This is a genomic window from uncultured Roseobacter sp., from assembly GCF_947493125.1.
GTDB lineage: Bacteria > Pseudomonadota > Alphaproteobacteria > Rhodobacterales > Rhodobacteraceae > Roseobacter.
This window is the reverse complement of the sequence record NZ_CANLQB010000004.1, coordinates 198,218-220,111: the sequence shown is the minus strand read 5'-3', so window position 1 is coordinate 220,111 and position 21,894 is coordinate 198,218. Positions and strand designations below refer to the sequence as shown.

At 65.5% G+C, this 21,894-nt stretch carries 24 protein-coding genes; 12 read left to right on the top strand and 12 right to left on the bottom strand.

Annotated elements, in window-relative coordinates; translation table 11 throughout:
• Positions 1-193 precede the first annotated feature (193 nt).
• The 3 genes from Q1A71_RS10250 to Q1A71_RS10240 all read left to right on the top strand — a co-directional run bounded on the left by Q1A71_RS10250 (position 194) and on the right by Q1A71_RS10240 (position 4,652).
• Positions 194-1,234 (top strand): ABC transporter permease, encoded by a 1,041-nt coding sequence (locus Q1A71_RS10250; RefSeq protein WP_299674999.1) that lies wholly within the window; start codon positions 194-196, stop codon positions 1,232-1,234.
• Positions 1,235-1,246: 12 nt separating this feature from the next.
• Positions 1,247-2,464: an ABC transporter permease gene (locus tag Q1A71_RS10245; protein WP_299674996.1), complete on the top strand. Its 1,218-nt coding sequence runs from the start codon at positions 1,247-1,249 to the stop codon at positions 2,462-2,464.
• Between the two features lie 97 nt (positions 2,465-2,561).
• Complete coding sequence (locus tag Q1A71_RS10240) at positions 2,562-4,652, top strand: ABC transporter ATP-binding protein (RefSeq protein ID WP_299674993.1); 2,091 nt, start codon at positions 2,562-2,564, stop codon at positions 4,650-4,652.
• A gap of 127 nt (positions 4,653-4,779) precedes the next feature.
• Here the strand turns inward: Q1A71_RS10240 and Q1A71_RS10235 are convergent, their stop codons facing one another.
• From Q1A71_RS10235 to Q1A71_RS10225, 3 genes are all read right to left on the bottom strand, one after another.
• Complete coding sequence (locus tag Q1A71_RS10235; protein WP_299674990.1) at positions 4,780-5,289, bottom strand: hypothetical protein; 510 nt, start codon at positions 5,287-5,289, stop codon at positions 4,780-4,782.
• 247 nt (positions 5,290-5,536) lie between these two features.
• Positions 5,537-5,950 (bottom strand): hypothetical protein, encoded by a 414-nt coding sequence (locus tag Q1A71_RS10230; protein ID WP_299674987.1) that lies wholly within the window; start codon positions 5,948-5,950, stop codon positions 5,537-5,539.
• 153 nt (positions 5,951-6,103) lie between these two features.
• Positions 6,104-6,619, bottom strand: a complete 516-nt coding sequence (locus Q1A71_RS10225) for a lytic transglycosylase domain-containing protein (protein WP_299675718.1) — start codon at positions 6,617-6,619, stop codon at positions 6,104-6,106.
• 282 nt (positions 6,620-6,901) lie between these two features.
• Between Q1A71_RS10225 and ssb the strand changes: the two genes are divergently transcribed.
• Both ssb and Q1A71_RS10215 read left to right on the top strand, forming a co-directional pair.
• Complete coding sequence (gene ssb, locus Q1A71_RS10220) at positions 6,902-7,393, top strand: single-stranded DNA-binding protein (RefSeq protein WP_299674984.1); 492 nt, start codon at positions 6,902-6,904, stop codon at positions 7,391-7,393.
• Positions 7,377-7,823, top strand: coding sequence for a GNAT family N-acetyltransferase (locus Q1A71_RS10215; RefSeq protein ID WP_299674981.1), 447 nt, complete (start codon positions 7,377-7,379; stop codon positions 7,821-7,823). The genes ssb and Q1A71_RS10215 overlap by 17 nt, the downstream gene beginning before the upstream one ends.
• Positions 7,824-8,067: 244 nt before the next feature.
• On the opposite strand, the gene aroB is transcribed toward Q1A71_RS10215, so the two are convergent.
• Entirely contained in the window at positions 8,068-9,183 is a 1,116-nt protein-coding gene (gene aroB / locus Q1A71_RS10210; protein ID WP_299674978.1) for a 3-dehydroquinate synthase, read from the bottom strand.
• The gene (locus Q1A71_RS10205) at positions 9,176-9,769 is read right to left on the bottom strand and encodes a shikimate kinase (RefSeq protein ID WP_299674975.1); all 594 of its coding nucleotides are present in this window, start codon (positions 9,767-9,769) and stop codon (positions 9,176-9,178) included. Before Q1A71_RS10205 ends, aroB begins: the two co-directional genes overlap by 8 nt.
• An 81-nt stretch (positions 9,770-9,850) precedes the next feature.
• Here Q1A71_RS10205 and Q1A71_RS10200 point away from each other — a divergent pair, with 81 nt between their 5' ends.
• Genes Q1A71_RS10200 through Q1A71_RS10190 form a run of 3 tightly spaced genes read left to right on the top strand, consistent with a single transcriptional unit; the run spans position 9,851 to position 12,562 of the window.
• Positions 9,851-10,000 (top strand): hypothetical protein, encoded by a 150-nt coding sequence (locus tag Q1A71_RS10200; RefSeq protein ID WP_299674971.1) that lies wholly within the window; start codon positions 9,851-9,853, stop codon positions 9,998-10,000.
• Positions 9,990-11,594 carry a hypothetical protein gene (locus Q1A71_RS10195; RefSeq protein WP_299674968.1) on the top strand — a complete coding sequence of 535 codons (1,605 nt, stop codon included), beginning with the start codon at positions 9,990-9,992 and terminating at the stop codon, positions 11,592-11,594. The genes Q1A71_RS10200 and Q1A71_RS10195 overlap by 11 nt, the downstream gene beginning before the upstream one ends.
• Entirely contained in the window at positions 11,591-12,562 is a 972-nt protein-coding gene (locus Q1A71_RS10190) for a site-specific tyrosine recombinase XerD (RefSeq protein WP_299674965.1), read from the top strand. Before Q1A71_RS10195 ends, Q1A71_RS10190 begins: the two co-directional genes overlap by 4 nt.
• On the opposite strand, the gene Q1A71_RS10185 is transcribed toward Q1A71_RS10190, so the two are convergent.
• Entirely contained in the window at positions 12,499-13,314 is an 816-nt protein-coding gene (locus tag Q1A71_RS10185) for a metallophosphoesterase family protein (RefSeq protein ID WP_299674963.1), read from the bottom strand. The two genes, Q1A71_RS10190 and Q1A71_RS10185, sit on opposite strands and share 64 nt — an antisense overlap.
• 75 nt (positions 13,315-13,389) lie before the next feature.
• On the opposite strand from Q1A71_RS10185, the gene Q1A71_RS10180 reads away from it, so the two are divergent.
• Complete coding sequence (locus tag Q1A71_RS10180; RefSeq protein WP_299674961.1) at positions 13,390-14,709, top strand: HlyC/CorC family transporter; 1,320 nt, start codon at positions 13,390-13,392, stop codon at positions 14,707-14,709.
• Positions 14,710-14,744: 35 nt separating this feature from the next.
• On the opposite strand, the gene Q1A71_RS10175 is transcribed toward Q1A71_RS10180, so the two are convergent.
• The 6 genes from Q1A71_RS10175 to Q1A71_RS10150 all read right to left on the bottom strand — a co-directional run bounded on the left by Q1A71_RS10175 (position 14,745) and on the right by Q1A71_RS10150 (position 20,256).
• Positions 14,745-15,068, bottom strand: coding sequence for a hypothetical protein (locus tag Q1A71_RS10175; protein WP_299674958.1), 324 nt, complete (start codon positions 15,066-15,068; stop codon positions 14,745-14,747).
• Positions 15,069-15,270: 202 nt separating this feature from the next.
• Entirely contained in the window at positions 15,271-16,200 is a 930-nt protein-coding gene (locus Q1A71_RS10170; protein WP_299674955.1) for a hypothetical protein, read from the bottom strand.
• 152 nt (positions 16,201-16,352) lie between these two features.
• Positions 16,353-16,961, bottom strand: coding sequence for an ATP-dependent Clp protease proteolytic subunit (locus Q1A71_RS10165; protein ID WP_299674952.1), 609 nt, complete (start codon positions 16,959-16,961; stop codon positions 16,353-16,355).
• Between the two features lie 45 nt (positions 16,962-17,006).
• On the bottom strand, positions 17,007-17,327 hold the full coding sequence (locus Q1A71_RS10160; RefSeq protein WP_299674949.1) for a hypothetical protein: 321 nt from the start codon (positions 17,325-17,327) through the stop codon (positions 17,007-17,009).
• Positions 17,324-17,638 carry a metalloregulator ArsR/SmtB family transcription factor gene (locus Q1A71_RS10155; protein ID WP_299674946.1) on the bottom strand — a complete coding sequence of 105 codons (315 nt, stop codon included), beginning with the start codon at positions 17,636-17,638 and terminating at the stop codon, positions 17,324-17,326. The genes Q1A71_RS10160 and Q1A71_RS10155 overlap by 4 nt, the downstream gene beginning before the upstream one ends.
• Before the next feature lie 197 nt (positions 17,639-17,835).
• A complete protein-coding gene (locus Q1A71_RS10150) occupies positions 17,836-20,256 on the bottom strand; it encodes an FAD-dependent oxidoreductase (RefSeq protein ID WP_299674943.1) in 2,421 nt (806 codons plus the stop codon).
• Between the two features lie 165 nt (positions 20,257-20,421).
• On the opposite strand from Q1A71_RS10150, the gene Q1A71_RS10145 reads away from it, so the two are divergent.
• From Q1A71_RS10145 to Q1A71_RS10135, 3 genes are all read left to right on the top strand, one after another.
• A complete protein-coding gene (locus tag Q1A71_RS10145; protein WP_299674940.1) occupies positions 20,422-20,889 on the top strand; it encodes a GNAT family N-acetyltransferase in 468 nt (155 codons plus the stop codon).
• An 83-nt stretch (positions 20,890-20,972) separates the two neighbouring features.
• The gene (locus Q1A71_RS10140) at positions 20,973-21,326 is read left to right on the top strand and encodes a hypothetical protein (RefSeq protein ID WP_299674937.1); all 354 of its coding nucleotides are present in this window, start codon (positions 20,973-20,975) and stop codon (positions 21,324-21,326) included.
• Positions 21,327-21,378: 52 nt separating this feature from the next.
• Positions 21,379-21,882 (top strand): Rrf2 family transcriptional regulator, encoded by a 504-nt coding sequence (locus tag Q1A71_RS10135; RefSeq protein ID WP_299674934.1) that lies wholly within the window; start codon positions 21,379-21,381, stop codon positions 21,880-21,882.
• Positions 21,883-21,894: the final 12 nt, after the last annotated feature.

Below are 21,894 nucleotides of genomic sequence, written 5' to 3'. Positions count from 1 at the left end.
GTCACCGCATGTCGCCCCCGTGACATCGGTTTGCGACGCCTCCGATGTCGCAAATATGCAAGTTTAGGGCGCAAGCTTTCATTGACGGCTCCCCCGGACTCGTGCCTCACTGGCCGGTAAGACAAACTGGTCGCACCAAGGCGCGGTCAAAAACCGGGTCCGACGAACGGGCCCAGCCTGACAACGGGGACCCATGGGACTATTCATACTCCGACGCCTTGGCGTCATGGTGCTGACGGCGCTCTGCCTGACGTTCATCGTCTTCTGGCTGACGAATCTCTATCCGAACCTGGAAAAGCTGGCAAAAACCCAGGGCAATTTCCGCATGTCGGACGAGGCCGTGGCCAGCTACCTCGAGAAAAACGGCTACCTGCAGCCGCTGCCGGTGAAATTCGGACAGTGGCTCGGCGTCCTGCCCGGCTGGACCCAGGAGGCCGACGGCGTGGTCACCGGAAAATGCTTCACCGCCAGCACACCCGAAGAGGACCGGCCCCAATTCTGCGGCGTGCTGCAGGGCGATTGGGGGGTCTCCACGGTCTTCAAGGACGAGGTCGGCGGGATCGTGGCCGAGCGGCTCGGGCTCACCGGCAAGCTGATGTTCTTCGTGATGCTGCTGATGGTGCCCATGGCCCTGCTGATCGGCGTGCTCGCGGGCATGCGCGAAGGCTCCAAGCTCGACCGCTCGCTCTCCACCTTCTCCATCGCCTCCACTGCCACGCCCGAATACGTCTCGGGCGTGATTTTTATCGCGGTCTTCGCCTCGTCCGCCGGTTGGAAGATCTTCAACGGATCGGCCACCTCCGCCATGGAGGACGCCACCTTCGCCAACTTCACCCTGCCGGTGGTCACCATCGCGCTCTACGGCATGGGCTATATCGCGCGGATGACGCGGGCCAGCATGACCGAGGTGATGACGGCGCAATACATCCGCACCGCCCGGCTCAAGGGCGTGTCCTTCGGCAATATCGTCCTGAAACACGCACTCCGCAACGCGCTGATCGCGCCCTTCACCGTGATCATGCTGCAGTTTCCGTGGCTGCTGAACGGCGTGGTGATCGTCGAGACGCTCTTCAACTACAAGGGCTTCGGCTGGGTGCTGGTACAGGCCGCCGGCAACAACGACATCGAGCTTCTGCTCGCGGTCTCCGTCGTCTCCGTGATCGTGGTTCTGGTGACGCAGCTGATCTCCGACATCGGCTACGTCTACCTCAACCCGCGCATCCGCATCTCATAAAGGAGCCCGATCATGGAACCACTCACATGGGGCGAGATTTTTCTGCGGGTCGTCACGCAGCTCACACCGGTCTGGATCGCGCTCATCGTGGTCTTTGCCCTGTCGATCACCTTCAAGCGCAAGCTCGGTCTCTACGGCAAGCTCTTTGACAGCACCATCGGCATGATCGGCTTCGGCCTGGTGATGTTCTGGGTCTTCGCCGGGATCTTCGGCGGCCCCCTCGACATGATCATCACCCACGATCCGCTGAGCCAGATCTCGGGCATGAAGAACAAGCCCCCCGGGACCGCCCTGCGCAGCCCGGATGAAGGCGAATACGCCTACTTCCTTCTGGGCGGCGACAACCTCGCCCGCGATGTCTTCAGCCGGGTGATCAAGGGCGCCTGGATCGTGGTGCAGATCGCGCCGCTGGCCACGCTCTTCGCCTTCATGGTCGGCATCACGCTGGGTCTGCCAGCGGGGTACTATGGCGGGCGGCTCGACACGGTGCTGTCGTTCCTGGCGAACCTGATCCTGGCCTTCCCGGTGATCCTGCTCTTTTATCTGCTGGTCACGCCGGAGATCGTGCTCACGGGCATTCCCAACTACATGGCGCTGTTTCTCTTCGTCTTCCCGCTGGTCTTCATGACGATCCTGCTGAACGCGCGCTATCACACCCAGCCAAGCCTGCGGACACCGCTGCTAATCGGCGTGATCGGCATTCTGGGCTGGCTCTACCTGTCGCTGGTCTCCACCAACGGGGCCGTGGTTGCCACACCCACCTACACCGTCCCCGGCTTGCCCCGCGTCGTCGATCTCTTCGACATCGACCCCGGCATTCTGGTGGTCTTCGTCTCTGTGGTCTTCGTGAACTCGCCCACCGTCTTCCGGATCGTGCGCGGCCTCGCCATGGACATCAAGACACGCGACTACGTCGCCGCCGCCCAGACCCGTGGCGAGGGCCCGTGGTACATCATGCTGTGGGAGATCCTGCCCAACGCCCGCGGGCCGCTGATCGTCGATTTCTGCCTGCGCATCGGCTATACGACGATCCTTCTCGGCACCCTGGGCTTCTTCGGTCTGGGTCTGGCCTCCGAGAGCCCGGACTGGGGCACCACGATCAACTCCGGCCGGCAGCTTTTGCGCGCCTTCGTGCACCCCGCGGTGGTGCCCGCGGTTGCGCTGCTGACCATGGTGTTGGGGCTGAACCTGCTGGCCGACGGCCTGCGCGAGGAGAGCCTGCGCGATTGATTACCCGGACGTCGGGGGATCCCCCCGGCGTCCGGCCGTATTTCCGGCCAAAAGAAGCAACACGCGACTGATCGGCCCTCCTGAAAGGAGCAAGACAATGCCAAAGACCGCCTACGATGGTCCCATCCTCGAGATCGACAAACTGTCGATTTCCTTCTTCACCCGGCTGCGGGAAATCCCGGCGGTGATGGACTTCTCCGTCAAGGTGGCGCCGGGCGAGGCGGTGGGGCTCGTGGGCGAATCGGGCTGCGGCAAATCCACCGTGGCGCTCGGGGTGATGCAGGACCTCGGCAAGAACGGGCGCATCGTCGGCGGCTCGATCAAGTTCAAGGGCCGCGACCTCAGCGAGATGAGCGCCGAGGAGCTGCGCGACATCCGCGGCTCCGAGATCGCGATGATCTATCAGGAGCCCATGGCCTCGCTGAACCCGGCCATGAAGATCGGCAAGCAGCTCATGGAAGTGCCGATGATCCACCAGGGCATGAACGAAAAGGACGCCTATCAGCGCGCCCTGCAGGTGGTCACCGACGTCAAGCTGCCCGACCCCAAGCGCATCCTGAGCGCCTATCCACACCAGCTTTCGGGCGGGCAGCAGCAGCGCATCGTGATCGCCATGGCGCTGATGTCGGAACCGTCGCTGCTCATTCTCGACGAGCCCACGACCGCGCTCGATGTCACGGTCGAGGCCGCCGTGGTCGAACTGGTCAAGGATCTGGGCAAGAAATACGGCACCTCGATGCTGTTCATCAGCCACAATCTCGGGCTGGTGCTCGAAACCTGCGACCGGATCTGCGTGATGTACTCCGGCGAGGCGGTGGAGCGCGGCTCCATCGAGGATGTCTTCGACAAGATGCAGCACCCCTATACCCAGGCGCTCTTCCGCTCGATCCCGCTGCCGGGGGCGGACAAGAACGCGCGCCCGCTGGTGGCGATCCCGGGGAATTTCCCCCTGCCGCACGAGCGGCCCAATGGCTGCAACTTCGGCCCGCGCTGTGACTATTTCGAAGCCGGGCGCTGCGACCAGGGCTTCATTCCAATGCACCAGGTCGACGCAGACGCCCGGCACGAAACCCGCTGCCTGAAGTTCCAGGAGATCGACTGGGCCGCACCGCTGGAGCTGGCCGACGTCAAAACTAAGGGCGAGGTCGGCGATGTTGTCCTCAAGATGGACAACCTCAAGAAGTACTACGAGGTTGCGGCCAATGCCATCTTCGGCGGTGGCAACAAGAAAGTCGTCAAGGCCAACGAGACCCTCAGTTTCGAGGCGCGCGAGAGCGAGACGCTTGCCATCGTCGGCGAATCCGGCTGCGGCAAATCCACCTTCGCCAAGGTGCTCATGGGGCTGGAGACGGCGACCGAGGGCGAAATCCTGCTCGGCAACACACCGATCCAGGACATCCCCATCGAAGAGCGGGATACCAAGACCGTCTCCGACATCCAGATGGTGTTCCAGAACCCCTTCGACACGCTCAACCCTTCGATGAGCGTGGGACGCCAGATCATCCGCGCGCTTGAGATCTTCGGCATCGGCGAGAATGATCGCGACCGCACGCAGCGCATGTTGAAACTGCTGGATCTGGTCAAGCTGCCCCGCGAGTTCGCAGACCGCATGCCGCGGCAATTGTCGGGCGGGCAGAAACAGCGCGTCGGCATTGCTCGCGCCTTCGCCGGGGACGCGCGCATCGTCGTGGCGGATGAGCCGGTCTCGGCGCTGGACGTGTCTGTGCAGGCCGCAGTGACCGACCTGCTGATGGAGATCCAGCGCGAACACAAGACGACACTGCTCTTCATCAGCCACGACCTCAGCATCGTGCGCTATCTCAGCGACAGGGTGATGGTGATGTATCTGGGCCATGTGGTGGAGCTTGGCACCACTGATCAGGTCTTCTCCCCGCCCTATCACCCCTATACCGAAGCGCTGCTCTCGGCGGTGCCCATCGCCGATACCTCGGTCAAGAAAAAGCACATCGTTCTGGAAGGCGATATTCCCTCGGCGATGAACCCGCCGCCGGGCTGCCCGTTCCAGACGCGTTGTCGGTGGAAGTCTGAGGTTCCGGGGGGGCTGTGCGAGAAAGAAGTACCGCCGGTCCGCGTCCTGCCCGGCAATCATCAGATCAAATGCCATCTCAGCGATGACAAGCTCGCGGAAATGGAACCTGTGATCGAAGTCGGCGTTGCGGCGGAATAGTCTGGAAAGAATGAGGCGGCGCAGGGCGGGGGGAAGAAAACCTGCGCCGCCTGCACTTTGAGCCACGAGGCGGCGGCATCACAGTGCTTCGGGGAGCGACGGCGGATATCTCCGCCGCCTCAATGTGTTAGCTGCCGCTCTTGATGTCTTCTTCGGGCAGCATCTCTACAACACGGTCCGCAAAGGCGGTCAGCATCGCGTCGTAGAAGTCGTCGGTGCTGGGTGGGACGGCCACATAGCCGGCCGGCACGGCGCTCTCATCGGTGTGTGCCGACAGACGGATGGTCTCGACCACCTCGCGGCTGCCACCTTGGAAGCTGACAAAACCTTCCAGCTCGTTGAATTCGGCGGAATCCGGCAGGATGGTGTCGCCATCCAGGCTCACGCGCTTGATCTTCACGGTCAGCGTCGGGTCGGCCGGATTGTTGCTCAGCGCGTCGATCCGCTCGACCAGCGCGCGCTCCAGATCGGCCTCAATGGTCGGGTACAGATCCAAGGCGTTGCTGCCCTGCGGCGCTTCGATCTGCGCCTGTACGTCGATGTCATTGACACCTGCGGTTGCCACGGCGCCAGAGGCGGCGAGGGCGGCCAGGCTCACGGTTGCAGCAGCGGTTGTCTTTTTCACAAAATTGAACATCAGAAATGCTCCTTTCAGTCCTGTCTTTGTCAGCGACGCGATCTGCGGCGCTGCGATATGGCCAGAACGGGAGCAATGCGGGATTTGTTCCGCGGCGATATCGGAAAATCCGAGATACCTGACGCAGAGCGCACCAGGGCCCTCAGAAAAGGGCCCGGTATTCACATATTTTTCAATAGGATAGACATCTCCCGCAGCTCGGCGGGAAAGCGCCCACTGGCGTGCGAAAAAATCGCAACCGCGCGGGTCAGAGCATCATCAAAACAACCAGACCGGTCAGGTAGCTCAGCGAAAACAGCGCAAATCCGGGCCGCTTCGACGCCAGAAACAGCGACAGCAGCATCAGCAGCGGTGCCAGCGCCAGTGCCCCCAGCGAGGGCAGGAACATCACCTGATTGAGGTCCGTGCCCGGCCCCCAGGGCGAGTTTTCCGAGGTCAGCCCGGCCAGCATCACCGCCGCCAGCGCCCCCAGCACCGAGCCGAGCGCAATCGGCTGGACGTGGTCGAAGATGCGCCCGCGCCGCTGTGCCCTGCGCTGGATCGCCCGCGACACCGGCTGTGACCGCAGCGCGCGGATCGGCGCCTTCTCCCGCGCAGGCGCGATGCTCTGATGCGCGCGGTTGATCCGTTCAATCCGTGCCTGAAAGCCAGACGTCGCCATGTCCTCATCCCCATCTCGGTTTGCCGCAGGCTGAACCGGAAATCGGGCGGCACTATGACGGGCTGAGGGAGCGAATGTGGAAATGTGGAACAGCGCGCCCCGATTGCGGCCAGACAGCGCCTTTACGCAAATGCGCGCAGCATCGGCCCCCGCTCAGCCCCCGCCGATGACCTTCACGTAGTTCTGGGTCTCGCGGAACGGCGGCACGCCCCCGTATTTCTTCACCGCACCGGGCCCGGCATTGTAGGCGGCCAGCGCCAGGCGCCAGGTGCCGAAGGTCCGGTACTGTTCTTTCAGGTACCGCGCCCCGCCCTCCAGGTTCTCCGCCGGGTCGAGCGGATCGACCCGCAGCAGACGCGCCGTCTGCGGCATCAGCTGCGCCAGCCCCAACGCGCCCTTGTGCGATTTCGCCTGCGGGTTCCAGTTCGATTCCTGCTGCACCAGCCGCAGGAACAGGTTCTCGGGAATGCCGTGGCGCCGTGCCGCGTCCTTGGCCATCTGCAGGTACCGACCGCGATAGCGCCCATCGTACTCCGGCGTGAGCCACTTGCTGGGCGTCACCACCTTGGGCGGCTGCAGCCGGACCGAGTTGTTGTACTGGCTCGCGGCCCGGGTATCGAGGATCTTCTTCTGTGCGGCAAAGAGCTTGGTGCGGCTCTTGCTCGACATGGTTTGCGCCGTCACGGGCACGCTGGTGGCCACGAACGCCGCCACAAGCAGCGCGCCGCCCAGATGCCGTCTCCATGTTCCGCCCCGTTCACCCATGCAGAGCGCAATACCCCGAATTGCGCCGCCATTCCAGCCTTTTGCGCCGCCTCGGCGTCAGTTCAACCTTGGGTTTTAATCACGTGCAAACCGCCGTGTTGTCAGTGTAGGTTTGGTCAAATTATCCGGGTCGGGATTCGCAAAACTCCGATCCGCGGGCAGATCACGCAGAAAAAAGGGGGCGCAATGGCCGGCTCAGTGAACAAAGTAATTCTCATCGGCAATCTGGGGCGCGACCCGGAAGTCCGCAGCTTCCAGAACGGCGGCAAGGTCTGCAACCTGCGCATCGCCACCTCCGAGACCTGGAAGGACCGCAACACCGGCGAGCGCAAGGAACGGACCGAGTGGCACTCGGTCGCGATCTTCTCCGAACCGCTGGCGCGGGTGGCCGAGCAGTACCTGCGCAAGGGCTCCAAGGTCTATATCGAAGGCCAGCTGGAGACCCGCAAATGGCAGGACCAGTCCGGACAGGACCGCTACTCCACCGAAGTGGTGCTGCGCCCCTACCGGTCCGAGCTCACCATGCTCGATGGCCGCGATGGCGGCGGTGGTGGCGGCGGCGGCGGTGGTTCCATGGGCTATGACGACCGCGGCGGCGACAGCTATGGCGGCGGCAGCGGTGGAGGATCGGGCAGCTCCGCGCCCTCCCGCGATCTGGATGATGAAATCCCCTTCTGACGCCCTGACCGTCCGGCTGCTGACCGGGCAGGATGCGGACGGGCTCACCGCGCTCTACAATGAGCTGACCATCGGCCCCAAGACGGCCAGCGCCCATGATGTGCTGGCCGTGCTCGCGCATCCGGGCACCACGATCCATGGCGCGCTCACGGGTGACAGGGTGATCGGCATGGTTACGCTGCACATCCTGCCCAATGTCACCTGGGACGGGCGGCCCTACGCGCTGGTCGAAAACGTCGCCACCGCCGGCGACTGGCGCCTGCGCGGCGTCGGGCGGCGGGTCATGCAATCGGCCATCGACCATGCCCGCGCGCAGAAGGTCTACAAGATCATGTTGCTCACCGGCCAGAAACGCGGCGCGCGCGGGTTCTACGAGGCGCTCGGGTTCAATTGCGAGGACAAGCACGGCATGGTGATGCGCTGGGACTAGACCTCCACGCTGTCTTACCCAAATCTACACCAAAGCGTTGAGGGCATCGCCCGGCCTGGAGGGCGTCAGCAACGTGCCTTCTCCGTGCCATGTCGCCAAGAGGAGCAATGTCATTTCTGCTTGTACCGTAGCAAGATCGCCCTCCGGGGGGAGGTCGGGCGATGCCCGGCGGTGCCGCCGGGCGGGACATCTCGAAGCCGCGCACTCAAAAGGTGAAACAGAGAACACCTCTGTCGCCCCCACTCTAAACGGCCACCGCCAACCCATCCGCGATCACCCCGCGCACCATCTCCCCCGGCACATCCGAGGTGATGAACGCCTCGCCAATCCCGCGCGCAAGAATGAACCGCAAGGTCCCCTGCACCACCTTCTTGTCCTGCGCCATCAGCTCCACCAGCGCCTCCGCATCCGGCAGATCGCCCGGGATATCGGCCAGATCGGTCTTCATCCCCATCGCCTTCAGATGCGCCCGCACCCGGCTCGGATCCTCCTGGGAACAGAGCCCCATGCGCGACGACAGCTCAAAGGCCAGCGCGCAGCCAATCGCCACACCCTCACCATGCAACAACCGGTCGGAATAGCCCGTCGCCGCCTCCAGCGCATGCCCGAAGGTATGGCCAAGGTTCAGCAGCGCCCGATCGCCCTGCTCCGTCTCATCGCGGGTCACGATGTCCGCCTTCATCTGCACCGAGCGCCGCACCGCCTCGACCCGCGCCGCCATATCGCCAGCGGCCAGAGCAGGACCCTGCTCCTCCAGCCATTCGAAAAACCCCGCATCGCCCAAAAGCCCGTATTTCACCACCTCGCCATAGCCCGCGAGGAAATCCCGCGGCGTGAGCGTGCCCAGCACCTCCGTATCCGCCAGCACCCGCGACGGCTGATGAAACGCGCCGATCAGGTTCTTGCCCTGGCTGGCATTGATCCCCGTCTTGCCGCCGACCGAGCTGTCGACCTGCGCCAGCAGCGATGTGGGGATCTGCACGAACCGCACGCCGCGTCGCAGGATCGCCGCGGCAAAGCCCGCCAGATCTCCAATCACCCCGCCGCCAAAGGCCACCACCACATCGCCACGCTCGACCTTTTGGTCGAGCAGCCAGCCGACGCTGGTCTCCAGTGGTCCCCAGGCCTTCGTCGCCTCGCCCGCAGGCAAGGCCAGCGCCTCCGCGGCGATGCCGTCGGCGGCCAGACCGGCCTTCAGCGCGTCGAGGTGCAGCCCCGCCACCGTCTCATCTGTCAGAATGCTGACCCTCGGACGGGAGAGCAGCGGCGCAATCTCCGCCCCGGCCTCGGCGATCAGCCCCGGCCCGATCCGCACGTCATAGCTGCGCCTCGGCAGCGGCACCCGCACCGTTTCACGCATTCTGCGGCTCCAGCACATCGGGCCGCGTAAGCAGCACCTCCGCCACGCGCCGCGCCATCTGCTCGACCGCCACCGGCGGCGCGCAGGGCACTCGCAGATCCGCCTTTGCATAGTCCGGCACCCGCGCGGCATAGAGTTCGGTCAGCGTGGCCTTGGGATCCGCCGTGTGCAGCAGGGGGCGCGTGTCGCGGTGCCGCACCCGGCTCCACAACAGCTCCAGATCCGCATCCAGCCAGACCGCCACGCCACGGGCCGAGATATTCGCGCGGTTGACCCCCGAGAGAAACGCCCCGCCGCCGGTCGACAGAATGCAGGGCGCACCACCCAGCAGCCGCGAGATCACCTCCGTCTCGCGCGCGCGGAAAAAGGGCTCGCCATCGCGGGCAAAGATCTCCGGCACGGTCATATTCGCCGCCGCCTCGATCTCCTGATCCGAATCGAGAAAGGGAACACCGAGCTGCAGCGCCAGCGCCCGGCCCACCGCCGTCTTGCCCGCGCCCATCATGCCCACCATCACAACCGTCTTTTTCAACATGAAAGTTGCCGTGTGGTCCCCTTCGGTCACGGATTGCCGAAATTCGCTCATATTTCTCTGAATGACGTGATATTGCTCAAAAGGCCATATATAACTTTCGAAAAACGGGCAGGCAATCAAGGCAGTCACACGATGGTGCGCATCTTCAAGCTTCTGGTCTTTCTCCTTGTCGTGGGCGGCATCGGGTTGGTGGGATACGCCTATGTGGGTCCGTTTTTCGGCGCTGATTTTTCCGCGCCCCAGGAGGAGGTACGCGTGCCCGTGACGCTGGATGCGGATTAGAGCGCGTGGTCCTCTGACGGGGCGCGCCCCATGGTGGTTCGCGGTCGCACCGCGGGCGAAACCTGCCCCTGCAAAACCGCTGGCCTGTTGTCTGGCCCTGGCGCTCGGCACCGCGGCCTGGGCGCAGGAGGCACCGCTCTCGGTGATCGACTGGGTGCAGCAAAACCCGGGCCAGCCTGCCATGACCTCCGTGGCGATGCCGCAGGCCGAACCGCCGGTGACACCCTCCGGCGAGACCCCGGCGATCGACGTCAAACCGCTCAACGAAGAGGCGCCGCGCATCATCGGGCTGGTGCCGGGCAACGTGACCGGCCTGCCGCAGGATCTGTGGAAAGCGAGCGATCCGCAGGCGCTGAGCCGCCAGCTCACCTCCCTGCCCGATTTCCGCCTGCCCGCTGCGCAGGCCCTGCTCTTCACTGCCCTTCTGACCGAAGCCGAAGCGCCGGGCCGCGACGCCGAGGACGAGGACCTCTTCACCCTCGCCCGCGTCGCCACGCTGCAGCGCTACGGCGCGCTCGATCCCGCGCTGGCGCTCATCGAACAGGCCGATGTCACCCGCGACAGCGCGCATTTCGCCGCCTACATGGATCTGGCGCTGCTGACGGGGGAGGAATGGCTCGCCTGCAACATCCTCACGGCCCAGCCGCATCTGGCGCCCGGCATCGCCGCGCGCATCTTCTGCGCCGCGCGCCAGGGCGACTGGGCCACCGCCGCCCTGCTCTTCGACACCGCCCGCGCGCTGGAGGCCATGAGCGCCGACCAGAGCGCCCTGCTCGACCGGTTTCTGCACCCCGAAGCCTTTGAGGGTGCCCGGCCGCTGCGCCCGCCGCGCGACATCACACCGCTGCTGTTCCGCTTGCACGAAGCCATCGGCGAGCCGCTGCCCACCCGCCCGCTGCCGCGCGCCTTTGCCGTCGCCGATCTGCGCGATCTGGCGGGCTGGAAGGCGCAGATCGAGGCCGCCGAGCGGCTGGCCGAGACCGGCGCGCTGCCCGACAACCGCCTGCTCGGGCTCTACTCCGACCGGCAGCCCGCCGCCTCCGGTGGCGTCTGGGACCGTGTGCGCGCGATCCAGCAGTTCGACACCGCGCTTGGCACCGGCTCCGCCGAGGCCGTCGCCAAGACCCTGCCCGCTGCCTGGGCGGCGATGCAGGAGGCGGGGCTCGAAACCACCTTCGCCGGGCTCTTCGCCCCCGGCCTCGCCCGTGTCCCGCTGCAGGGCCCGACGGCCGACCTGGCCGAGACCCTGGCGCTGCTTTCGCCCGATTACGCCGCGGCCGCGCGCACCTCGGACCGCGCCTTGCTGAAGGCCGTGGCCCTGGGCGACCCCACCGGCCTGCCCGCCGAAGACAGCATCGCCCGCGCCATCCGTGATGCCTTTGCACCGGAGGCCGCGCGGACCGATCTGCTGGCCCAGGCGCAGACGGGCGCGCTCGGTGCCACGATCCTCGAGACGCTGGTGCTTCTGGAGGACGGCGCCGCAGGCAACCCCCGCGCCCTGACCGAAGCCCTGGGCACCCTGCGCGCGCTCGGCTTTGAGGACACGGTGCGCCGCGCCAGCCTGCAGATCCTGCTGCTGGACCGCTTCGGATGAGCGCGCGGGCGAACTGGATCTCCGCCTTTCTCGAGGCGCAGGCGGCGGAGCTGGGTGCGGCGCGCAACACGCTGCTGGCCTACGGCCGCGATCTGCAGGACTTCGAGGCCTGGCTCGCCCACCGCGACAGCGACTTCGAGGCGGTGCAGAAGGCGGATGTGGAGGCCTATCTGATCCACTGCGATGCCCAGGGCCTCTCCCGCGCCACCCGCGCCCGGCGCCTCTCGGCGATCAAGCAGCTCTACCGCTTCGCCTTCGAGGAAGGCTGGCGCAGCGAAAATCCGGCGATCCAGATCGCGGGCCCGGGCCGCGACAAGCGCCTGCCCAAGACGCTGTCGGAAGACGAGGTCGACCGGCTGCTCGAAGCCGCCCGCGCCTCCGGACGGTCCGAACGCGACCGCGCCCGCAACACCTGCATGATGGAGCTGCTCTATGCCACCGGCATGCGCGTCTCCGAACTGGTCAGCCTGCCGGTCAGCGCCGCGCGCGGCGACCCGCGCATGCTGCTCATCCGCGGCAAGGGCGGCAAGGAGCGCATGGTCCCCCTCTCTCCGCCCGCCCGCGAAGCCCTGGCCGACTGGCTCAAGCTGCGCGATGCCATGGAAGACACCCGCCGCGCCGAGCGCAAACCGCCCTCAAAATATCTCTTTGTCTCGCACAGCGCCGCCGGGCACCTCACCCGCCACCGCTTCTACCTGCTGATCAAGGAGTTTGCGGTCGCTGCGGGCGTCTCGCCCTCCAAGGTCACACCGCACACCCTGCGCCACGCCTTCGCCACGCATCTGCTGGCCAATGGCGCCGATCTGCGCTCGATCCAGACGCTGCTGGGCCACGCCGATGTGGCCACCACCGAAATCTACACCCATGTGCTCGAGGCGCGGCTCTCGGAACTGGTGCTGACCCATCACCCGCTGGCCAAGGACGGCGCGCGCAAATCCTCCGGCAAGATCTCGTCCGACGGCCAATAGCCCGTGAGCAGCCCCGCGTCATAGCCCTGCGTCAGCCCCACCCGCTGCATCTCCGCCGCCGCCGCCTCCGCGTCATAGCGCAGCCGGTGAATGCGCATCTCGCCGCCATCGAGCAGCCCGAACCGCGTCTGCTGCCGCCCGTCATGCGGCGGCAGCCCGATCACCCCGGGGTTCAGCCACTGCCCCCGTTCCGTCTCGCGAATGAACGCCAACCCGCAATGCCCGGCGATCACATGATCCACCGGGCCGATCTGCGCCTCGATCGCCCGCCATTCGGCGTCGAAGACCGTCTCGTCGTCATTGGGCCAGATGAATCGCGCCACATCCGTGATCCCGCCGTGGATCACCGCATAGCGCGCGCCCTGATGGCGAAAGCTCACGATGTCCGGACAGGCGCGCATCCAGGCGCGCGCCGCCTCATCCACATGCGCCCGCGCAAAGGGGTACCAGCCAAGGCTCAGCATGTCGCAGGTGCTGCCCTCTTCGAAGCCACAGCCGCACTCCAGCGCCCCTGCGCCGATCTGCTTTTCGCAATTGCCCGCGACCACAGCCGCCCCGCTCTGCCGGATCAGCTCCACGCAAATCTGCGGCGCTGCGCCATAGGCCACGATATCGCCGGTGCAGATCAGCTGCCCGCCGTCGATCCCGCGCGCTGCGGCCTCGTGCAACAGCGCCCGCGTGGCCTGCGCATTCGAATACGGCCCACCAAAGAGCAACACCGGCCCGTTGATCACCCCAAGATCACGCAGCATGTCTCTCTCCCGACTTGAATGCGCCCCGTCTCATGCCCATAACCATTGCAATCTCATCATAGGATATCATTCCAAATGGAAACGGCGACGGCAACGCTTGATGGCTCATTCTGGTTCTCGGCGGGCGTTATCATCTTTCTTCTGGTTCTTTCCGGCTTCTTTTCGGGCTCCGAGACCGCGCTGACGGCGGCCTCCCGCGGCAAGCTGCGCGCCCAGGCCGACAAGGGCTCCAAGGGGGCGCAGCGGGCGTTGCGCATCACCGAAGACAACGAACGCCTGATCGGCTCGGTGCTGCTCGGCAACAATCTGGTGAACATCTTCGCCGCGGCCCTTGCCACGCAGATGTTCACCCGCGCCTTTGGCGAAGGCGGCGTGGCGATGGCGACCGGGGTGATGACCCTGCTGGTGCTGATCTTCGCCGAAGTGCTGCCCAAGACCTATGCGATCACCAACTCCGAAAGCGCCGCCTCCATGGTGTCGGGACCGATCTCGATTGTGGTCAAGGTCTTCTCGCCCATCGTGGCCGCCGTCCGCCTGCTGGTGCGCGGGGTGCTGCGCATCTTCGGCGTCAAGATCGACCCCGACAGCAACATCCTCGCCGTGCGCGAGGAGATCGCGGGCGCGCTGCACCTCGGCCACTCCGAAGGCGTGGTGGAGAAGGAAGACCGCGACCGCATCCTCGGCGCGCTCGATCTCGGCGACCGGGTGGTGGAGGAGATCATGCTGCACCGCTCCGGCATCGAGATGATCAACGCCGAGGACGATCCGCAAAGCATCCTCGAGCAATGCCTCACCTCCAGCCATACGCGCCTGCCGCTCTATCTGGACGATCAGGAGAACATCATCGGCGTGATCCACGCCAAGGACCTGTTGCGCGCCATGTACAAGATCATCGGCGGCCCGGACGGCGATGCCAGCAAGCTGCGAGACTTCAAGATCACCGATGTGGCGATGGAGCCCTATTTCGTGCCCGAAACCTCCACGCTGGACGAGCAGATGCGCCAGTTCCTGCGCCGCCACACGCACTTCGCGCTGGTGGTGGATGAATATGGCTCGCTGCAGGGTCTGATCACGCTCGAGGACATCCTCGAAGAGATCGTGGGCGAGATCACCGATGAATTCGACCCCGGCGACGACCAGATCGTGACCCCCGGCCCCGACGGCCACTTCACCGTGGACGGCGCGATGACGATCCGCGATCTCAACCGCGCGACCGACTGGAACCTGCCCGACGAGGAGGCCAACACCGTCGCCGGTCTGGTGATCCACGAAGCGCAGATGATCCCCACCAAGGGACAGGTCTTCTCCTTCCACGGCTTCCGCTTCGAGGTCATGGCGCGCGACGGCAACCGGCTGACCGAGCTGAAAATCCGCCCCCTCGCGGACCGCCTCTAGCAGGCGCCGCGTACCGGGAGACCGCCCGACGCCCCCTAGAACTTCGCGCAGTTGGTAAAGCCTTCGGCTTCGAGAAACTCTTCGAAGTCGAGCGCGCTGGTCTGGCCCAGCTCCAGCACGAGGTTGAGCGATGCGGCGGTCACCTCCGCCCGGTCGTAGGTGTCCTCGCACCGGTACTGCGTCGACCAGTCGCTCCAGCGGACATCGAACACCACGCGGTTATCGCGCTCGCGATAGAAATATGCCCGGATCGACTCCTTGGCCACGATGTACCGGCCATTGATCACCACCATCTCCGCCGCCGCGCCGGAGGCGAAAATCGACAGGACCATCGCACTCCCGATGTGTCTGACCTTCATGCCGATGCCCCTTCTCAGATCCGGAAGGCGCCGCGCCCGCCCCGGGTGATCCCGCACGGGCGGGCAGATGTCTGCCCGCCTGCTTGATCAATGTTCAGCGCGGCGACCTGAGAATGTCCAGCCGCGCCTCTGCGATCTGCGGCAAATGGCGGCTTTTCGCAGATGTCACTCCGCGCCCGCCGCCCTTTGCACAGGTGCTGCCTCAGCCCAGATCGAGCCACATCTCCGGCATCGGCTCGACTTCGATGAGGGTGTCATCGGTGAAATCGGGGATCGTGTCGGTCCCGCCCGTCTCGACGATATCCCCGAGCTCCTCGTGATCGAAGTCCTCAACCGGGCGGCGCGGCTCCGAGGGCATATCAGGCTCAACGATGTCGATGAGTTCCTCGTGATCGAAGTTCTCGACCGGGCGGCGCGGCTCCGAGGGCATATCGGGCTCAACAATATCGATGAGCTCCTCATGGTCGAAGTCCTCAACCGGACGGCGCGGCTCCGACGGCATGTCCGGTTCCACGATGTCGATGAGTTCCTCGTAATCGAAGTCCTCAACCGGACGGCGAGGTTCCGACGGCATATCAGGCTCAACGATATCGACGAGGTCCTCGTAATCGAAGTCCTCAACCGGACGGCGCGGCTCCGACGGCATGTCCGGTTCCACGATGTCGATGAGCTCCTCATGGTCGAAGTTCTCGATGGGACGGTCGGGTTCGGGAAAGGCAGTGCCCCCGGCGAATGCCCACTCAAAGCCGTCGACCTGCCCGCTGTCGTCGTCATCATCGCGCACCATGATGTCGCAAAGCCCGTTGCCTTCGCTGTCCGCGCCCGGATCGCTCCGCAGCACGTCGTGCTCATCCGGACGGATCACCACGGTCTTGATCGGGGCCATGTCATAGACGACCGCCGGCTCAGGGTCGGGGTCGGTCCTCACCATCGTGCCGACCATCCCCCGGTCCTCACGCGTGGCCTCCGTCACATTCCCGCCTGCAAGATCCCACAGGATCGTGTCGGGAATGACCACGTCATCGTCATCTCCGGCCGCGCCATGCGCTTTCGGGGGCGAGATGACATAGTCCATGGCCCCCGCACCTGGGGCGGTCTCGGCCGCAAACTCTGTGTTGTCGTCGTTCTTCATCGATCACTCCGTTACTGGTTACCGCGAAACGGGCGCGACAGGCGCCCATCTCCTCCACCGGTACCGGACAGCGGCACGCGTGACCAATCGAAGATTTTCGCCCGTGATAAGACCCTTTTGTCAGTTAAAATTGCAGATATTTCCGAACGGCCTCAGGCGACCGCCACCTCGCGTTCCTCGAGGATCTCGTCGATCAGCCCCCACTCCAGCGCCTCTTCCGGCGTCATGAAGTTGTCCCGGTCCATGCCTGCCTCGAACGCCTTGGCGCCCTTCTTGCAATGTTTGGCATAGAGCCGGATCAGCCGCTCCTTGGTCTTCCGCGTTTCCTCCGCATGGATCAGGATATCCGTCGCCTTGCCCTGATAGCCGCCTGCGGGCTGGTGGATCATCACATTGGCATTGGGCAGCGCCGCGCGGTGCCCCGCCGCCCCCGCCATCAGCAGGAACGACCCCATCGACCAGGCCGTGCCCATGCACAGCGTATGCACCGGCGCGCGGATGTACTGCATCGTGTCATACATCGCCAGCCCGCTGCTCACGACGCCACCGGGCGAGTTGATGTACATGTGGATCGGTTTGCTCGGATTGTCCGCCTCCAGAAACAGCAGCTGCGCACAGACCAGCGCCGAGACACCGTCATTCACCTCGCCGTTCATGAAGATGATCCGCTCGCGCAGCAGGCGGGAATAAATGTCAAACGACCGCTCTCCGCGGCTCGACTGTTCGACTACCATAGGGACGAGTTGCATTGTATCGCGCATGGCGAAGCTCCTTTTCGTGTTGGATTGTGGGTCGAAACCGGGGGGTCAGGCGGCCAGCATCAGGCACGGCCTGTTGGTGTTCGCCACAGCGCGCGGCGGCGCCTCTGCACGGCGGTGGATCACCCGCAGCCGCGTGCCGCCCTGCTCATTCGGCGTGATCTCGAAGCTCACCCGGCTGTCCGGCAGCGGTGCCGCCTCTCTCATCTCATAGCTCACACGCCCGTCGGCTTCGGCCGGCTCCGGGCTCACAAGGTCTTCGGACGGCAGCCACTGCTCCCGCAACTCCGGGATGCTCACCGCGCGCCGGACCGTCTCGGGCGGCGCGTCGAGGTCATAATCCTGCACAAGCTCGGTCTCATCACTCATTGATCCATCTCCTTCAGAAGGGCGCGCAGGGCGTCGATCCGCGCGGGCCAATAGGCGCGGTACTTGCCAAGCCAGAGCGCGATTTCAGCCAGCCCGTCAGGGTTCACCTCATAGTTCACATAGCGGCCCTGCCGCTCCTCGCGCACCAGCCCCGCGCCGCGCAACACCGACAGATGCTGCGACATCGCCGGCTGGCTGATGGCGATCCCGTCGCGCAGCGCACTGGCGTTCATCGCGCCCGCCGACAGCTTGTCGAAAATGCGCCGCCGCGTGGGATCGGCCAGCGCCTTGAAGATATCGTCCTGTTCCATGGAATCACATAAGCATATACTTATGTGATTGGCAAGGGTCAGCTTTGAAATGGAAACTCAGCAGCCGGCATGTTGTGAAGAGGGCAGCGCCCGACCCGAGGGTGGGCGAGAAGCGCCCGCCCTGGGGGGCGGGTCGGGCGCTGCCCGGCGGTGCCGCCGGGCGACAGACGTGCACGGTTCGTGTCAAATTCTGGGGCCTAAGCCCGCAGCCGCGCCCCCTGCGGATCAAACGGCGGCGCCTCCAGGATCACCGCCCCGTGCGGCCGCCCCAGCACCATGACCTCCACCGCATCGCCCGGCTCCGCATTCTTCACAAAGCCCAACGCAAGGCTCATTCCCACCGAATAGCCGTACGCTCCCGAGGTCACCCGCCCGATGCCCTGCCCGTCCCGGAAGATCGGCTCGCCGCCCGTCGCATCGGCGTTCGACGCATCGGTCTCGGCAGCATCCAAAGCCAAAAGCACCAACCGCTCGCGCGCGGGTTTCGCCAGCGTCTCTGCCACCGCCTCGCTGTTGAGAAACGCCTTCTCCATCTTGCACAGCCGGTCGAGCCCGACCTCCTGCGGCCAGTATTCCGGCGAATACTCGCGGCTCCACGAGCCATAGCCCTTCTCGATGCGCAGCGACATCAGCGCCCGGCTGCCCACCGGCCCCGCGCCTATCTCTTTGCCCGCTTCCAGCAGCACCTCCCAGAGCCGGGCCTGATCCGCCGCGTCGCAATGCAACTCCCAGCCCAGATCGCCGGTAAAGCTCACCCGCAGCGCCAACACCCGCACCCCGCCCAGCTCGATCCAGCGGCTCGCCATGAAGGGAAAATCCTCCGTCGCCAGAGACGTATTGGTCAGCCGCTGCAGCATCTCGCGCGAGCGAGGGCCCGCCACGTTGAACCCGCACATGGCCTCCGTCCGGCTCTCGAAGACCGTTCCTTCAGGCAGTGGCACCTCCTTGAAGAACCGCTGGTGATAGCGCTCGGCCATGCCAGATCCGATCACCCAGAACTCCTCCGCGCCGGTCCGCGTCACGGTGAAATCCCCCGCAATCCCGCCACGCTTGCCAATGAGCGGCGTGAGGCACGACCGCCCCACGGCCCGCGGCATCCGGTTGGCAAAGAGGGCGTTCAGCCAGCCCTCCGCCCCGGGCCCGGCACAGCGGTACTTGGCGAAATTCGAGATATCGATGATCCCGGCGCGCGCCCGCAGCATGCGGCACTCCGCGCCGACCGGACCCCACCAGTTCTGCCGCGTGAACCCTTCCGTCTCCGCACCACCCGGCTCGGCTCCATACCACAGCGGATGTTCCCAGCCATAGTTCAGCCCGAACACCGCGCCCGCCGCGCGCTGCGCCTCATAGACCGGACGCACCCGTACGGGCCGCCCCGCCGCGCGCTCCTCACCCGGAAAATGGATCTTGAACCGGTTCGCATATTGGTCGCCCACACGCGCCTTCGTAAACGCAGCATCGGCCCAAGCGCCAAACCGCGCCACGTCCCAGGCGAACATGTCATACCGTGTCTCTCCCGTGACGATCCAATCCGCCGCCAAGAGCCCCATGCCACCCGACTGCGAGAAGCCCGGGATGATCCCGTTGCAGCAGAAATAGTTGCTCAATTCCGGCACCGGACCAAAGAGCACATTGCTGTCCGGAGACCAGATCATCGGCCCGTTGATCACCCGCTTGATCCCCGCTTCCCCCACCGCCGGGACGCGTTCGATGGCCCGCAGCATGTTCTCTTCGATGCGCTCCAGATCATCGGCAAACAGCTCATGCCCGAACCCCTGCGGTGTGCCGTCTTCCGCCCAGAACCGCACGTCCTTCTCATAGGCGCCGACCAGCAGCCCCTTGCCCTCCTGCCGCAGGTAATACTCGCCATCCCGGTCCGCGACCGAGGGCAAGCGTCGATCCAAAGCGTCAATCTCGGCAATCGTCTCGGTCACGAAATACTGGTGCTCGGTCGGCTGCAACGGCAGCGTCACCCCCGCCAGTGCCGCCACCTCGCGCCCCCAGAGCCCAGCGGCATTCACGACCCACTCTGTCCGGATATCGCCCTTCTCCGTGCGCACGATCCACGTGCCATCGGGCTGCGGTTCGGTCCCCGTGACCGGGCAGAACCGCACAATCTCCGCCCCGTTCTGCCGCGCGCCCGCCGCGTAGGCGTTCGTCACCCCCGAGGGGTCCACATTCCCCCCATCGGGCTCCCACATGATGCAGCGGATGCCGTCGAAATCGACGAGCGGGTGCAACCGCTCCGCCTCACCCCGGCTCACCTCGTGAAAGTTCATGCCATAGAGCTTGGCCTTCGCCGCCTGCAACCGCAGCTGATGCTCCCGCGCCTCCGTCTGTGCGAGGTACAGCGAGCCCGGCTGGAACACGCCACAGCTCTGCCCCGTCTCCGCCTCCAGATCGTTGTACAAATTCATCGTGTAGTGCTGGATCCGGCTGATGTTGGTGCTGTCGTGCAGCCCGTGAATGTTCGCCGCCGCGTGCCAGGTGGACCCGCTCGTCAGCTCATCCCGCTCCAGCAGCACCACATCCCGCCACCCCAGCTTGGTCAGGTGATAGAGGATCGAGCAGCCGATGACGCCGCCTCCGATCACGACGGCCTGAGCATGGGTGCGCATGGGATGGGTCCTTTGAGCCTGCAACTGCCGCCCACCCTGCCGCAGCCCACCGCGCCTAGGTTGCGCAACCGCGACATGATCCGTCGCAGGCGGACAAGGCCCGCCGCCGCGTTGTCATCGCCCGCACCAGCATCTAAAGATCGGGCAGATCAGAGAGGAGCACCCATGAAGCTGAGAGACGCCACCCTGGCCGATGTCCCCAGGATCAGCGCCCTTCTGCGCGCGCTCACCGCCCTTGGCAAACGCACCCGCCCGGATGACGAGGCCTTCGTGCGCAGCCATTACGTCGAAAACCGGGCCAATGTCGCCTGCACCGTGGCCGAGGACGACGCGGGCCGCGTGCTCGGCTTTCAGGTGCTCTCGGTCGCTACCGCCGGCAACCCATGGGGCGTGACCCCCGGCTGGGGCATCATCGGCACCCATATCGGGCCTGACGCCGCGCGCAAAGGTGTGGGGCGCGCGCTCTTCGGCGTCTCCCGCGCGGCGGCCCAGCGGGCGGGGCTCGCGCATATCGACGCCAGCATCGGCGCCACCAACGACGAGGGGCTGGGCTACTACGATGCCATGGGGTTCGAGACCTACAGAACGCCCGAAGGCCGCATCTGCAAACGCTTTGACGTGCCACCGGCCTGACCCCGCCTCGGGCAGCCCCCTCTTGACGGCGCAATAAAGTCTCTATCGGCTCGCCCCTGTCACAGAACAGGGGGTCCCGAACCATGACGAACCCAAAGAAATCCTATCACCTCGACATCCAGATCAGCGACCCGCCGAACCGGGAGAGGATCATGCCGCTGGTGGAACAGGCCGCCGCGGCCACCGGCCTTTATATCTCCCACATCGGGGGGTATTCGCGGGTCAAATACCCCAACTCGGTGCACTGGCACTTCAAGCGGGACAAATCAGAACCCGGGCTGATCGACGCCACATTCTGGCAGGAGGGCGCGGCATTCTGGCTGATCGTGCGGCACGCCGAACCGCAATGGGTCCATGACACCGCCCCGGCCCTGCAAAACGCCCTGCAACGCGCGGTGACGGCTGCCGAACCCGCAGGGCCCCAGACCGCGCCTTGACGGGCATCTTATCATGGATATCATTTATCCATGATTCGACGAGGCCCCCTGCATGAAACTCAGCGACGGCATTGAACAGGCGCTGCATTGCGCCACCCTGCTTGCGGCCCTGCCCATCGGCGCGCGGCTCTCGGCCAAAGCCATGGCCGACTTCCACGGCGTCTCCACCAGCTACCTGCTGAAACACCTGCAGGCGCTCTCCAAGGCGGGCCTTCTGCACACCGAGCCCGGTCCCCGCGGCGGCTACCGGCTGGCGCGCGCGCCCGACCGGATCACCCTGCTCGACGTCGTGCTCGCCGTGGAAGGGCCGGAGCCCGCCTTTCGCTGCAAGGAGATCCGCCAGAACGGCCCCGACCCCCTGCCCGCAAAACATTTCAAGGCCCCCTGTCAGATCAACGCGGCGATGCTGCGGGCCGAACGCGCCTACCGGGCCGAGTTGCGCGGCACCAGCCTGGCCGATCTGCTGGCGGAGCTCGCCCAGGCCGACACCGATGGCACCATCACCGCCCGTGGCTGCGCCTTCTTCGACAGCCACATCCGACATCCCAAGCCCTGAAAGGACCCAGCG